Source organism: Amycolatopsis sp. BJA-103, assembly GCF_002849735.1.
Lineage (GTDB): Bacteria > Actinomycetota > Actinomycetes > Mycobacteriales > Pseudonocardiaceae > Amycolatopsis.
Genome location: NZ_CP017780.1, coordinates 597,874 through 612,424 on the forward strand (window position 1 = coordinate 597,874; position 14,551 = coordinate 612,424).

Consider the following 14,551-nt stretch of genomic DNA (forward strand, 5'->3'; position numbering starts at 1 on the left):
CGAGAACCGGGCGACCGCGACGTTTCCCCGTGTCCTGAAGGCCCCCTTTGAGACGTTGACCGTCTCAAAGGGGGCCTTCAGGACAATGATGCGGAGGTGGCGGGCGGTTGGGCGAGTCGCAAGGACCGCGCCACCAGGGATCACACCGGCAGTCCGTGAAGGACTCCTTCACTACCTTCAGGGTAGGAAAGGGGTCCTTCACGTACTTCAGGGCCAGTTGCGCGCCCGCGTCGGGAAAGGGGCGGAGCCCCGGGGGCAGGACCGGTCCCGGGGCTCCGCGTCGGCGGCTGGGGCAGCCGCCGGGGTGACCCTCCACCGCTGCCGGGGGTCGCGGCGGGGGAGGGCGAGCCGGTCATTTCGTGACGAGCTCCGATTCGTGCGCGGAAAGCGCGGTCTGCACCACGGTCGTCCCGCGCCGCGTGACGTACTGCGCCCGCCCGGGAGTGAGCACGCGCGGCCGGACTTCGCCGAACACCATGCCTTCCGACAGCGGGCACGACAGGAGCATCACCGGGGTGTTGACCTCGGTGAGCCGCCGCAGCAGCGGATCGTTGGCGCCGCGGCCGATGCCGTTGGCGCCCCGGGCCACGATCAGGTGCAGGCCGAGCGCGTTCCCTTGCGCCAGCGGATCGAACAGTTGCTGGAACAGCGCGTTCGACGACGACGCGACCATGTCGTAGTCGTCGATCACCACGAACACCTGCGGTCCGGTCCACCAGTCGCGCAGGCGCAGGCGGGCCGGGGTGATGTCCGGGCCCGGGATCCGGGTCTGCACCGCGCGGGCGACGCCGTCGATCATCTCCGCCACCGAGTCACCGGACACCGCGTAACCCAGCCGGTATTCCTGCGGGACGGCGTCGTACAGGCCGCGGCGGTAGTCCACGGTGATGATCCGCGCCTCCTGCGGGCCGTATCGCTGGGTGATGCCGTCGATCACCAGTCGCAGCAGGTTCGTCTTCCCGGATTCCACGTCCCCGACGACCATCAGGTGCGGGTTGTCCTCGAAGTCGTGCCACAGCGGTTCGAGACGCTGGTCGTCGAGGCCGAGGGCGAGCCGCACGTCCGCGTCCGGCTCGGGCAGTTCGGCCCGGTCCAGGACCACCGGCAGCATCCGGACCGGGGGAGCGGACGGGCCCGTCCACCCCGCCGCGATCCGGCTCACCAGGGTCTCGACGTGCTCGGAGACGTCGCCCGCCACCCCGTCGATCGACGGCAGGGCGGTGAGGAAGTGCAGTTCCTTGTCGGTGAGGCCGCGGCCGGGGATCTTCGGGACGGTCGCCGCGGCGCGCATGTTGATCACCGAGTCGACCGGGTCGCCGAGCCGCAGTTCGAGCTGGGTGCCGACCAGGTCCCGGACGGCGCTGATGATCTCGCTCCACCGGCTCGACGCCAGCATCAGGTGGATGCCGTAGTTGAGCCCGCGCGAGGCCAGTTCGACGAACGTCGGCAGCAGATCCATGAAGTCCTGCCGGATGGTGGACCAGCCGTCCACCACCAGGAACACGTCGCCGTGCCGCTGATCCGCGAACTCGCCCGCCGCCCGTTTGCGCCGGTAGGTGGTCATCGAGTCGATGTCGTGGTCGGTGAAGAACCGCTCCCGGCGCGTCAGCAGCGCGGTGACCTCACCGATGGTGCGGTGGATGCGCTCGACGTCCAGCCGTCCGGTCACCCCGCCGACATGCGGCAGTTTCCGCAGGCTCGACAGCGTTCCGCCGCCGAAGTCGAGGCAGTAGAACTGGACCTCGGCCGGGGTGTGCGTCAACGCGAGCGAGGTGATCAGGGTCCGCAGGGCCGTGCTCTTGCCGCTCTGCGGCCCGCCGACGATGGCGACGTGACCGTCGCTGCCGGCCAGATCGACCAGCAGCGGATCCCTCGTCTGCTCGAACGGCCGATCCACCAGACCGATCGGCACGGTCAGCGCGCCGCGGCCGGACCAGGCTTCCGCGCTGAGGCCGCGTTCGGCGGTTTCCACCAGCGACGGCAGCAGTTCGTCCAGCGAGCCGGGCGCGTCCAGCGGCGGCAGCCAGACCTGGTGTGCCGGGGGACCGCTGTCGCGGAGCCTGTCGACGGCCAGTTCCAGCAGGCTTTGCACCGCGCCTTCCGGCTCGGCTTCGGGCACCGGGACCGGTTCGGGCTCGGGCTCGCGGCGGGCGGTGAACGTCGAGGTGAACGGCACGATCTGTTGTGCGACAACGGCCTGTTCCACGTTCCGGCGCACCACCCGGTGCGGACCGGAGACGTAGGCCGCCTTGAACCGGTCCAGCGCCGCGGTGCCGCTCTTGAGGAAACCGTTGCCCGGATCGGACGGGAGCTGGTACGCGTCCGGCACGCCCAGCACGCCCCGGCTCTCCATCGCGGAGAACGTCCGCAGGCCGATCCGGTAGGACAGATGCGATTCCAGCTGGTGGATCCGGCTTTCGTCGAGCCGCTGGGAGGCGAGCAGCAGATGCACGCCCAGCGACCGGCCGAGCCTGCCGATCATGATGAACAGGTCCATGAAGTCGCGGTGCGCCGAGAGCAGCTCGCTGAATTCGTCCACCACCAGGAAAAGCGTGGGCAGCGGATCGAGCGGGGTCCCGTTGGCCCGCGCGCGTTCGTAGTCCAGCGCGGAGCTGTAGTTGCCCGCCTTGCGCAGAAGTTCCTGCCGTCGCACCAGTTCGCCGTTGAGCGCCTCGCGCATCCGGCCGACCAGTGCGGCCTCGTCGGCGAGGTTGGTGATCACCGCGGAGGTGTGCGGCAGGCCGTCCAGGCCGAGGAACGTCGCGCCACCCTTGAAGTCCACCAGGACGAAGTTCAGGATCTCCGAGGAATGCGTCAGGGCGAGCGCCAGCACCAGGGTCCGCAGCAGTTCCGACTTCCCGGATCCGGTCGCGCCGATCAGCATGCCGTGCGGGCCCATGCCCGACTGGGCGGATTCCTTGATGTCGAGATCGACCGGGGCGCCGGTCGGGCCGACGCCCAGCGGTACGCGGAGCCTGCCGCCGGGCCGTTTCGCGGCCCACCCCGCGGCGACGTCGTAGGTCTGGATGTCGGCGATGCCCAGCATGGCGGTCAGGTCGAAGTTGGCGGTCATCGGTTCGGCCGACCGCTGCCGCGCGCCGACCCGGTACGGCGCCAGCCGCATCGCCAGCGCCGTCGCGGTGTTGAGGCCGATCCCGTCCGGCCGTCCGAGATCGCCCGCGACCTCCTTGTTGTGCTGGTCCACCGTGATCAGCTTGAGCATCCCGCCTTCGAGCCGGAGCCGCAGTGTCTGCTGATCGTCCTTTTCGGACAGTGCGGACGAGAGGTCGACGAGCGTCGTGTTGCGGTAGCCGTCACCGGCCAGCCTCGACGTGGGCGGCACGGTGGCGCCGTCCACGAACAGCATCACGCACGGTTCGTGGCTGTCCGGCAGCGCGTCGGGATCGAACCCCGGCCTGGTCGCGAACTCGTCGCTGAGCGCGTTTTCCAGCTCGGCGGTCGATTCCAGGACGAGCCGGGCCTCGCCCGCGCCGTCGGTCTCGCTGGGGTGGAGGTTGTGCGGCAGCCATTTCACCCACTCCCACGCCGCCCGCCGTTCCGGCGAGGTGAGCACGACGATCCGCAGTTCCGCGGGGGAGTGGAAGACGGCGAGGTGGGCGATCATCGCCCGCGCCAGCGCCCGGACCGGTTCGCGGTCCTCGCCTTCCGCCCGCACGAGGATCCGGGCGAACGACGGCAGGAACACGGCGACCGGCTGGCCGTCCACGGTGCCGTAGGCGTGGATGAACCGGCGCAGCGCGTGCGCCGAAAGCGGCTCCAGATCGTCGACGGGCTTGGAGGACAACGGGTTCAGCCGCCAGGCGAGGCGCTGCGGGCCCCTCGCGATCCGGATCTCCCCGAAGTCCTCGTCCTGCGCGTCGCGTTCCCACATCCGCGACGTGCCGGGCAGCGACCACAGCGACGTCGGATCGGGGTGGCGCCAGGCGAGGGCTTCCCGCTGGCTGGCGACCACTTCACGGACCTTGCGCCGGGACTGCGCCAGGTAGCGGAGGTAGTCGCGGCGGGCGTCGTTGAGTTTCTGTTTGCGTTCGCCCGCGCTGCGGCCGAGCTGTCCGACCAGCATGGCCATCGACGACACCGTCATCAGCCCGGCGGCCAGATAGCTGAACGCGCCGTTCTCGCCCGGCCGGACGAACAGCAGCACGGTCGCCGTCGACGACAGCGCCATCGGCAGGTACATCATGACCGCGCCGGCGCTGCGCTGGACTTCGGGCAGCGTCGGCGGTTCCTGGATGCTCAGCTCGCCCTCGGGCATTTCCGGTCCTGGCCGTCGCGGCCCCTTGCGGAATGTGATTACACTCAAGCCCGGATTCCTTCCCTCTCGGACGCGCTGTGGTGGCGGCTCCACAAGAGGTGACGAAATCCGACCACGCGACGGTTCACTCGTGATCCCGCGCGTCGGTCGCCGAAACGAAGGCGTATGTCATGGCGACCACTTCAGGGCTGTGCAAACTCCGGGTCCGTGCCCCGTCCGCCTGCTTCGAGCTGGCGGTTCCGGTGGACATCCCCCTGATCGACCTGATGCCGACGATCCTCGGCCACGCGGGCAGCGAGCTGGCGGAGGAGGGGGTGGACCACGACGGCTGGACGCTGCAGCGGCTCGGGGATCCACCGCTGGACCAGGAATCCACCGTCGACTCGCTGAACCTGCGCGACGGCGAGACCGTGCATCTGCGGCCCCGCCGCGAGCAGCTCCCGACCGTCCACTTCGACGACATCATCGACGGACTGTCCACCGAGGCCCGCGGCCGTGCCGATTCGTGGAGCCCGCAGGCGACGCGCTGGACGATGCTCGGCTGTGTCCTGGCGTTCGTCGCGTTCGCGTTCGGACTGCTGGTGTCGGCCCCGACGTCGTGGCCGACGCTGGTGGCGGCCGGTGCCGCGGCGGTCTTCCTGCTGGTCTGCTCGGCCACCGCGGCCCGTGCGCTCGGCGACTCGACGGCGGCGCTCGCGCTGGCACTGGCCGCGGTCCCGTTCGTCGGGCTCGCGGGCTCGATCGTCCCCAGTGGACCGGAGGGCACGGTGCTCACCGGCGCGCGGCTGCTCGCGGCCTGCGTGGCGGGAGCGGGAGCAGCCGCGCTCGGGCTCGCCGCGGTGGCGGGCGCCGCGCCGGTGTTCATCTCCGTCGCCACACTCGGGTTGCTGTGCGCCTCCGGTGGCCTGGTGCTGATGCTCGGCGGCGCGAGTGCCGCCGCGTCGGCGACGATCATCGCGGTGGTCGCCGTGCTCCTTGGCGCGTTCGTGCCGCGGATCGCCTTCCGGCTGGCCGGGCTGCGGCTGCCGGGACTGCCCACCAGCGCCCGCGAACTGCAGGAGGAACTCGAACCGCACGCCGGTGACGAGGTCGTCGGCAAGGGCCGGATCGCGGACTCCTTCGTGACCGCCCTGTTCACCGCGATCGGTGTCTCCTGCGTCGTCGCGATCGAATTCGTGGTGCGGGACGGCTCGTGGCAGGCCACCACGTTCACCGCCGTGCTCAGCACCCTGCTGCTGGTGCACGGCCGTGCGCTGGGCAGCGTGTGGCAGCGTCTCTCGGTGATCGTGCCCGGGGTCTACGGCGTGCTGCGGCTGCTGCTCGCCTCGCAGCTGGACGCGGCGACCCCGCTGCCGATGGTGGCGGGGGCGTTCCTGCTCGCGGCCGTGCTGATCGTGGCCAGGTGGACGCTTCCCGGCCGGAGGATGCTGCCGCAGTGGGGCAGGCTCGCGGATCTCGCGGAAACCCTCGCGGCGGTCTCGTTGCTGCCGCTGGCACTGTGGCTGCTCGGCGTCTTCGCCTTCATGCGCGGTCTCGGGGGCTGATCGTGAACTCGAAGACCGATCAGGTCCAGGCGCACAAGTTCATGCAGGGCAGGCTCTCGTCGGCGCTGCTGCGGGTCGATCCGGACGCGCCGGAGAGCCCGCTCCAGCGGACGTACCGGGGCAGTGTCATCGGGGTGCTGATCGCTGTCCTCGCCTGCCTCGGCATGCTGGTGTTCGGCCTCGTCTCACCGGGCGGCAACAAGTCGTGGCGGGTGGAAGGCGCACTCGTCGTCGCGGACTCGTCCGGCGCGCGCTTCCTGTACGCGGGCGGCAAACTGCTGCCGGTCCTCAACTACGCCTCGGCCAAACTGGTCGCGGGCAAGCAGCTCGTCGTGAAGCACGTCGCCGAAGCGTCGCTGAAGGACGTGCCCCGCGGTGATCCACTGGGCATCATCGGCGCGCCCGACTCGCTGCCGTCACTCGCGGCCGACCCGTGGGAGGTGTGCGCCGCGGCGGGCCGCGACCAGTCCGGGCCTGCCACCTTGCGGGTGGGCGGGGTCACCGCGAACCCCCTCGGCGACGACGCCGCGGTCGTGGTCGTCACCGAAGACGGGGCGAACTTCCTGTTGTGGCGGGGCAAACGTCATCGCGTGACGACAGCGCGGGGAGCGCTCGACGCGCTGGACGGGGTCCTGCAGCCGGTGAAGGCGTCATCGGCGCTGCTCGACGCTCTGCCCGCCGGGCCGGACTTCGGGCCGCCCGCGATCGACGGCCTCGGCGCCGAGGTGCCCGGCCTCGGCGCGGTCGGCAGGCTGTACACGGTGGCGGGCGAGCCGGCTCAGCCCTACGTGCTCACACGGTCCGGGCTCCGGCCGATCTCGGAGCTCGACGCGCGGCTGCTGACCGTCGACCCGGAGGTCCGCCGTCTCGCCTACGGCGGCGGGGAGGTCGCGGTGGCGTCGCTGCCCGGCCGGGTGGTCAGCGAGCATCTGTCCCCGTCCGAACCGCCGCCACCGCTGAAACCGCCGAAGGCGACCACCCTCCACAGTGGACAAGCTCTGTGCGCGCTCGTCACCCCGGACGGCGACTCGCCACGCACGCAGGTCGCGGTCGCCGACCGGCTTTCCGGTGCCGGGCAGCCGCCGTTCAGCCAGCCGGGTGTCGCCGCGCCTTGTGTGCGGGTCGACCGGATCGCCGTGCGGCCGGGCTCCGGAGCCCTCGTCAAGGCGACGGCCGCGTCGGGGAGGCCCGGCGACGCGCTGTTCCTCGTGACCGACACCGGCGTGAAGTATCCCGTTCCTCCCGAAGGAGCCAAGGCGCTAGCCCTCGAACCTTCCGGTGCCAAGGGCTTGCCGACGACCCTGCTGAACCTGCTGCCGACCGGGGCCGCGCTGGACCCGTCCGTGCTGCGTGACGGGGGTGCGGTCCTGCCCGCGGCCACCGCCTGCGGTTCTTGACCGGAGGAACCCGCGACCCGACTTCTGCCGGTGGTTCCGCATGGTCTCCCGCGCCCGGTGTTGGTGAGCTTGCCCTGGAGCGTCAGCGACACCACGGGAAGGACGACAACCGATGAGCATGCCGCATTTCCAAAAGACCGACTCGGGCATGAAGGGTGGCCTCTCGGCCATCGAGAACTGCGAAAGCGAGTGCAAGAGGATCCACGGGGGCGTGACGTCGGTCCGGGCCGACTTGAAGAACGACTGGCAGGGCGCGGCGTCCCAGACCTTCCTCAACCAGCTCGAGGCGTGGGAGACCGATTACGTCCAGGTTCTCGCGCTGCTCACGGAGATCAAGGAAATGGTCGGCGCGAGCGACCAGCAGATGAACACCGCCGAGGACGAGATCAACCTGTACGCGTTGTCGTCGTTCGGCGGCGAAAGCGACCGCGTCCTCAAAGAACTGTCCTGACCGGCGTAATCCCCCGTACCGAGAGGAAACGATCATGACCACCCCTTACGACGGTTTCGCGGTCAGCGGCAACCTTCCGCACCTTGCCGAGCGGATGGTCGGGCTGAGCAAGGCGATCGACAACGCGCTGGTCGAGCTGGAGAAGTCCATCAAGCCGATGACCGACACCTGGCTCGGTCAGGGCGCGACGTCCTACACGGACCTGCAGCGCAAGTGGCACGCCACGACCAGCGCCATGGAAAACCGTTTCAAGAAGGGCCACCAGACGCTGGCGATGTCCTTCGAGAACTACACGCGCACGGACCAGAACATCGGGGCGAAGTTCCAGGGAATCTAGGTCCCGGCCGGTCGCGGGGAAAGGAGTAGGGCGTGGCGGACAAGCCGGACAGCGGCGACATCAAGATCACCCCCGGTTTTCTGAAGGACTTCCAGGACAAGGTCCTGCAGAAGATGGTCGACGATCTGGTGAAGGATCCGAACGTCGCGGAGCTGGCCCAGACCTTGACCAGCGCCGCCGGGAAACGGCGGCTGCTGGCGGGTTCCGAGGCGTGGGAGCCCGCCAGGTTGCTGATCGAGAAGTACGAGGCTTCCCCCGCCGGGACGGCGCCGTCGTTGTACAACCAGGTCGAGGCGATCCGGAAGCAGCTGATCACGTTGAACGAGAACATCTCGTACGTGGTGGACATCGCGGAGAAGGGCGAGGACGAGAACCTCAAACTGTCCACCGAGCTGAACATGAGCCAGCTCGGCGAGATCTTCACGACCACTCCCGCCCCGCCGCCCGCGGGGAGTTGAGCCGCGATGACTTCCGGACTTCCAGGAGGAACGAAGACGCCGTGGGAGGACGTCCTCAACAACTTCACCGGCACCAGCCCGTCGGGTGAGCTCAAGAAGATGCCTCTTCGCGAGACCGTCATGGACGTGCAGTGGCTCAAGTGGGATGTCTGGTCGTCCACCCGGCACTACCACGGTTACCGGCCGAGCGGCTGGGACTACACCGTCAACAGTTACTCCAGCACGAGAGAGTTCTGGGCGGTGGCCAGCGCGAACTACGAGGCGTTCGGGCCGGTGATGACCGCCTACTACGGCGGTATGAACGACATCCTCGACTCCATGAACGGCTACTACAACACCAATCCGGTGGCGCAGCCGTCGACGTTCACCAAGGCGTTCAACGCCTTGAACGGCACGAAGACCTTGCTCAGCGGGATGTCCACCGGTCTGGGCGGCTGGCGGGACAAGGTCGGGAAGAAGGGCGACGACTTCCAGGGCACCGGCGCCGGAGCGTTCCGCGAGGTCCTGGACGGCGTGATCTTCCGGTGCGACAACCTGGTGAGCCAGCTGGGAACGCGTCCTGACCAGCTGAAGACGAAAAGCCCGGAGGACAACCCCGAGACCACGGGCGCGAACGAAGCCTCCGCCGGCCTTCGATGGGCTTTCGACAAGCTCCACGAGGGCTATGCCAAGTGGATGTCGGACGCTCCGGTTTCCTGCACTACCGCCAAGTTCGGGACGTTCGACGTGAAGGGCAGCCAGCTGGCCTGGCCGGGTGGCTGCCTGACGGCGATCTGGAACTGTGACGCCTTCACCGCCGATCTGAAGCGGAACAGGACCACCGACAGCTATTGGGGTTTCGAAGACCGCTACCCGAAGAGCGACATCATCGGCGCGGACGCCAGGAGTCCCGAATTCTGGAACGCGCTCATCGACGCGGCGAAGGCACTGTGGACCGACCACATGACGACGACGCTGGACGTCGCCGCCCAGGCGGTGCTGAAGGACCTTCCCCCGAACTACAGCGAACTGGCGCTTCTCCTGCCCCAGATCAGGGAACCGAGGCGGCTCAACCTCCACAAGCCGCCATCGACCGCCCCGCCGCCTCCGCCGGGGTCGCAGACTCCGCCCCCGCCGCCTCCCGGTTCGAAGGACGGGCCGCCGAAGCCGCCGCCCGGGTCCAAGGACGGGCCGCCGAAGGTGCCGGATCCCACCAAGGACGACAAGGGGAACAAGGACACCAAGGGACCCAAGGCGCCTGTCCCGCCGCCACCGACCGACAAGAACAACCCGCCGTTCCCGAACAATCCGAACAAGCCGCCACCCGTCGGCCCGAAACCGGACGACAACCTGAAGGCGCCGACGGGCTCGACGATCGGGCCGGACGGCGTCGTCCTCGGCCCGGACAAGAAGCCGCTGCTCGATCCGTTCGGACGGCAGATCGTCGTGCCGCCGGGTTCCCGGATCGGCCCGAACGGCGACATCCTGGGTCCGAAGGGCGACAAGCTCACCGAGAAGGACCGGCTGGCGAGGCCGGAGCCGGTCAAGAAGGACGGCCCCGCACAGAACGAGCTCGACCAGTACTTGAAGTCGTTGCGCGGCAGCAACGCCCCGTCGATGCCGACGTTGCTGTCCGGGGCGCCTTCGTCGGTCTCGATGTCGTCCGGCGGTCCGCTGGGTGTCCACAGTGGATCATCGGGCTCGGCGCCGCACGTGGGGTCGATCGGCTCGAGCGGCGACGGCAAGTCCGCGCCGACCGTGTCGCCGCCCGGGAAACCGGTGACGACCGAGGGCGGCCCGTCGCTGATCAAGAACCAGCAAGGCACCGGCGCGCCACAGACCGGGATGGGCGGCGTGCCGTTCTACCCGCCCACCGCCGGCGGGGGCGGCGCCGGTGCGGGCGCGGACCAGAACAAGGGCGAACGCGACCGGACGACGTGGCTCGCCGAGGACGAGGAGACCTGGGGCACCGACCCGAAGCTCCCGCCGTCGGTGCTCGGTGCCCGCAGACGCGGCAGGCGGCTCGCGGGACGCGGGACCGGCGGCCCGACCAACTACGGACAGGGAGGAAACGATGGCCGACTGGCTGGAGGATCAACTTCACCAGGCTATGGCCACGCTGAAGGATCAGCGTGACCGGATCGAGTCGGCGAAGGCCGAACTCGCGTCGCGGACGACTTCCGCGACCTCCGCGGATCACCTGGTCACCGTGACCGTGGACGCGCAGAACACCGTGGTGGGCATGAAGTTCCACACCACCAGGTACCGCTCCATGGCGCCCGAGCAACTGGCCAGGACCCTGGTCGACGTCCTCGGCCGCGCCCGGCGGGAGATGGCGGACACGGTGGTGGAGGTCTTCGGCCCGCTCATGGACCAGCGTGACGACCTCCGTGCGGCGATGACGGGCAACACCGAGGTCGACAAGGCGTTCGCGGGGCTCTGGAACGAGGCGCCGTCGGACGTCTTCGGCAGGCGAAGGGACTGATCCCGTGATCCTGGGCGGTCCGGATTCGCGGACGTGGGTGTGGGAGCAGGCGCTCAACATCTTCTCCTCGGAACCCAACTTTCCCGTCGTGCCCTCGCGTGAGGACATCATCAAGAAGACCTGGCTGTCCTGGGGCACCCACACGCATATCCGCGGCCCGAGCAACAAGGTGCCGACGAACCTGCTCCACGCCGAGATCATGACGGCGTACACGTCGTACTACGCCACCGCCGACGCGACCCCGGAAATGACCGAGCTGGCGGCGACGTATTCGGCGAACATCGACAAGATCGTGAACTCGTTGCGCGACGATTCGAACGACATCGGCAAGAGGGCCACTTTCGAACGGGCGGCGACCACGCTGGGCGGGGCGGCGAATCTGCTGTTCGAGCAGCTGTATCCGTTGCAGACCTGGCGGGACAAGACCGGGCACCGCGGTGACGACTTCCAGGGCACCGGGGCGGAAGCGTTCTGGACGGTGCTGGACAAGCTCACCCACCGCTGCGTCAACCTGATCGAGCAACTGAGCAGGGAACGCGCGTCCTGGGTCGCGCTGCGGGACGCGAAGCAACTGATGGAACACTTCGCCGGATACCTCAACGACGGGCGCGAAATGTGGGAGGGGGACAACTCCTTCACCTACGACACCGGTCTGGGTTTCCCGGTCACGGCGACCGGACGGGACCTGTCCACCCCCGTCGGGGTGATCCGCGCGATCTGGCAGGCACCCGCGCTGGTCAAGGACATCAACAGCCACGAGGCGTACAGCTACTACGCGGACGCGGTGGGGGACAACACCCCGGCGAGCAAGATCCTCGGTGGCAAGTTCAGCGAGACCGGACCGCGGGAGAAGCTGGAACTGGCGGCGAAGAGGGTCTGGGGCGAGCATCTCGTCTTGGTGGACAGCTGGGGTGCCAGCGCGGTCGGCCTGCTGGAGGCGGCCTACTGGACGGCCAGGCAATACCTGCCGGAGATCCGGACACCGGTCTACCTGAATCTTTCCGGCGGTTCCGGTGGTGGCGGTGGCACCGGCGACGGTGGCCCGGGTGACAGCGGGCCCGGCCCCGGCGGGGGAGACGGCCCGGCCAAGGACGAAGGGCCGGTCGTCACCGAGAAGTCCACGGCACCGCCGCCGCCTCCACCGCCGTTCATCAAGACCGGTCCTCCTCCGCCGCCTCCCGTTCCCGGCGGGCCGAACCCGTTCCTGAAGGTGCCGACCGGTTCGTACGTCGGTCCGGACGGCGTCGTCATCGGCCCCGACGGCAAACCCGTGCTGGGCCCCGACGGCAGGCCGATCATCGTCCCGCCGGGTTCGCGGGTGAGCGGCAACGGCGAGATCATCGGTCCGAGGGGAGCCGGGAATCTCGAGCAGAAAGACCGGCTGCGCAAGCCTTATCCGCCGCCGGAGGGCGTCCGGAAGACCTACAACGGCGAGTCGGCGCTGGAACGGCATCTCAAGTCGCTGCGGCGCACGCCTCCTCCGCAGTTGCCGCCGCTGCGCGCGCCGGACTCCCTGCCGATCACGATGTCGAGGTACGACCCGCAGTCGAACTTCCACAGTGGACCCGGGTCGCTCGGCGGTGGCCGGAGCGGTGTTTCGCCGGAAGTGCCGTCGCCAGGCGGGAAAACGGTGACTCCGCCCGCCGCGGGGCAGGGGCCGCTCGGCGGTCCCAAGGGCACCTCGGGCAACGGCGTGCCGTTCTACCCGCCGACGGCCGGTGGTCCCGGCGGTGCGGGCCAAGGGAAGGGCGAACGCGACCGGACGACCTGGCTCGCCGAGGACGAGGAGACCTGGGGCACCGATCCGACAGTCGCACCCGGCGTCTTGGGCAGACGCCGACGCCGGTCGCGGGCGGGCGTCCAGCAGAGCACGAACCCGGAACGCGACTACACGTTCGGGCTCGGCCAGAAACCCGCTGCCGGGCACGGCACGGGCACCACCACCGGATGAGGACGGGAGACCATGGCGAACTTCAGCGCGGACCCGAGGGCCATGGAGGTCATCGCCGAGGGATACAGCTCGATCGCGGCCAAGATGTACCAGATCTGCGAACTCGGCCAGGACCGCGTCGATCTGCTGCTCGAAGCCTGCGGCGACGACGAGATGGGTGAGGAGATCAAAGGCAATCTCCACGCCCCGGCGGCGAAGATCGAGGGCGCCTTCACCTCGATCAGCACGGTGGTGGAGAACCAGACCAACGTGACCAAGGGCATGGCCGCCCAGCTCGCCGCGGCCGAGAGCGCGAACGTCGTGAACGTCCACAAAGGTCTCAAGCGTTAGTGACAGATCAAGGAAGCGGGAACACCATGCCCACGGAGGCAGAGCAGTCCACGGGTGTCGCGGTCGCCGCGGCGGAACCGGCACCCGCCGTCACGGAAGCGAAGGCAGACAACGAATCGACGTCGTCCGCCACCGAGACCGTCGCCGCGGGCGCGGTCCCCCCGGTCGTCGACGCGAGCACCGCGACCGAAGGGTCGGCGCCGGGCCGGATGCCCAAACCGGTGATCGTCGCGGCGGCTGTCGCCGGTGTCGTGCTGGTCGCCCTGCCGATGGCCTTCGGCGGGCTCCTTGGCGACGACAACCCCGGTGACGGAACGAAAGACGCCGGATACGCGCAGGATCTCCCGCCGGGCGGCGGATTCGTGCCGGGCGTCGCGGCCCCGCCCACGGACAATTCCGGTGGCCTGCCCGGGATCCAGCCAGGTGCCCAGCCCGGTCAAGCGCTCCCCGGTCAGACGGCCGACGGCGCCCCCGTCGGCCAAGCGGGCGCGCCCGCCCAAGCGGGAACCCCGGGCGGCCCGGCCGCTCCCGGCGCCCCGGCCGCGGGTGGCGGTCCGGGACCGGCGCAGCAGCAGCCCCAGCGCCAAGGTCCGCCTGCTCCGCCCGCGGCCGCCAAGACGGTGTCCTACGAGGGCACGGCGGGCAAGGGATGCGGTGGGGGCACCGGCTTCACCGGCGTCGGGGTGTACAGCGACGGCAAGGCGGGCTGGGTGAACCACGGGAACGGCGGCTGCGGCACGTCGTTCGCGTCCATCCCGATGTCCGGCGACGCGAACAAGGACGACCCCAGCGCGTACGGACTGTGGACGTTCAACACCGGCCCCGTGACCACCGGAACCTGCACGGTCTCGGTGTTCATCCCGAACGGCGACCTCACCGCCGTCGGGGGCAGCCCGTCGGTTTACCGCGTCTACGACCGGTTCGCGGTGGAGAAGGGCACCCCGGTCGGGACGTTCCAGGTCGACCAGATCGCGAACCGCGGACGGTGGGTGAGCGTCGGCACTTTCCGGATCAACGGCGCGAAGCTGGCCGTCCAGCTGCTGAACCGGGGGCGGGACTGGTCGGGCTCGAACAAGACCTACGCGCACCACGCGGCGGCGACGGTGAAGGCCAAGTGCCAGGCTTGACGTCACTCGCGTGATCAGACCCGGGTAGGCGTGCGGCAGGTGGTGGGTCGGGTTGCCTGCCGCATCCCGCCTGTACACAGTGGACACCTCCAGGCGATCGAGTGTCCGATTGATGCCCATCTGCACGCTTTGCAACAGGGGTCGTGAGTGGTAAGGCGCGTTCTAACCCTCTTTATCACTCACGACCCCCCTGGCAAACCGCACATCCAGCTATCA

The 14,551-nt window shown here is 69.5% G+C and carries 11 protein-coding genes; 10 read left to right on the plus strand and 1 reads right to left on the minus strand.

Annotation, left to right across the window (positions count from 1 at the left end; translation table 11 throughout):
- Positions 1-352: 352 nt before the first annotated feature.
- On the minus strand, positions 353-4,324 hold the full coding sequence (gene eccCa, locus BKN51_RS02845) for a type VII secretion protein EccCa (RefSeq protein ID WP_233224135.1): 3,972 nt from the start codon (positions 4,322-4,324) through the stop codon (positions 353-355).
- A 122-nt stretch (positions 4,325-4,446) separates the two neighbouring features.
- Here eccCa and eccD point away from each other — a divergent pair, with 122 nt between their 5' ends.
- From eccD to BKN51_RS02895, 10 genes are all read left to right on the plus strand, one after another.
- The gene (eccD, locus tag BKN51_RS02850; RefSeq protein ID WP_101606127.1) at positions 4,447-5,820 is read left to right on the plus strand and encodes a type VII secretion integral membrane protein EccD; all 1,374 of its coding nucleotides are present in this window, start codon (positions 4,447-4,449) and stop codon (positions 5,818-5,820) included.
- Between the two features lie 2 nt (positions 5,821-5,822).
- On the plus strand, positions 5,823-7,217 hold the full coding sequence (eccB, locus tag BKN51_RS02855) for a type VII secretion protein EccB (RefSeq protein WP_101606128.1): 1,395 nt from the start codon (positions 5,823-5,825) through the stop codon (positions 7,215-7,217).
- A 112-nt stretch (positions 7,218-7,329) separates the two neighbouring features.
- Entirely contained in the window at positions 7,330-7,668 is a 339-nt protein-coding gene (locus BKN51_RS02860; RefSeq protein ID WP_101606129.1) for a WXG100 family type VII secretion target, read from the plus strand.
- Between the two features lie 34 nt (positions 7,669-7,702).
- Positions 7,703-8,005 carry a WXG100 family type VII secretion target gene (locus BKN51_RS02865; RefSeq protein WP_101606130.1) on the plus strand — a complete coding sequence of 101 codons (303 nt, stop codon included), beginning with the start codon at positions 7,703-7,705 and terminating at the stop codon, positions 8,003-8,005.
- A gap of 32 nt (positions 8,006-8,037) precedes the next feature.
- Complete coding sequence (locus tag BKN51_RS02870) at positions 8,038-8,463, plus strand: hypothetical protein (RefSeq protein WP_101606131.1); 426 nt, start codon at positions 8,038-8,040, stop codon at positions 8,461-8,463.
- Between the two features lie 6 nt (positions 8,464-8,469).
- The gene (locus BKN51_RS02875) at positions 8,470-10,578 is read left to right on the plus strand and encodes a hypothetical protein (RefSeq protein WP_101606132.1); all 2,109 of its coding nucleotides are present in this window, start codon (positions 8,470-8,472) and stop codon (positions 10,576-10,578) included.
- Positions 10,553-10,927 carry a YbaB/EbfC family nucleoid-associated protein gene (locus BKN51_RS02880; RefSeq protein ID WP_101613017.1) on the plus strand — a complete coding sequence of 125 codons (375 nt, stop codon included), beginning with the start codon at positions 10,553-10,555 and terminating at the stop codon, positions 10,925-10,927. Before BKN51_RS02875 ends, BKN51_RS02880 begins: the two co-directional genes overlap by 26 nt.
- A 4-nt stretch (positions 10,928-10,931) precedes the next feature.
- On the plus strand, positions 10,932-12,878 hold the full coding sequence (locus BKN51_RS42930; RefSeq protein WP_158255801.1) for a hypothetical protein: 1,947 nt from the start codon (positions 10,932-10,934) through the stop codon (positions 12,876-12,878).
- 12 nt (positions 12,879-12,890) lie between these two features.
- A complete protein-coding gene (locus tag BKN51_RS02890; protein WP_101606133.1) occupies positions 12,891-13,208 on the plus strand; it encodes a hypothetical protein in 318 nt (105 codons plus the stop codon).
- Between the two features lie 26 nt (positions 13,209-13,234).
- Entirely contained in the window at positions 13,235-14,335 is a 1,101-nt protein-coding gene (locus BKN51_RS02895) for a hypothetical protein (protein ID WP_101606134.1), read from the plus strand.
- Positions 14,336-14,551: the final 216 nt, after the last annotated feature.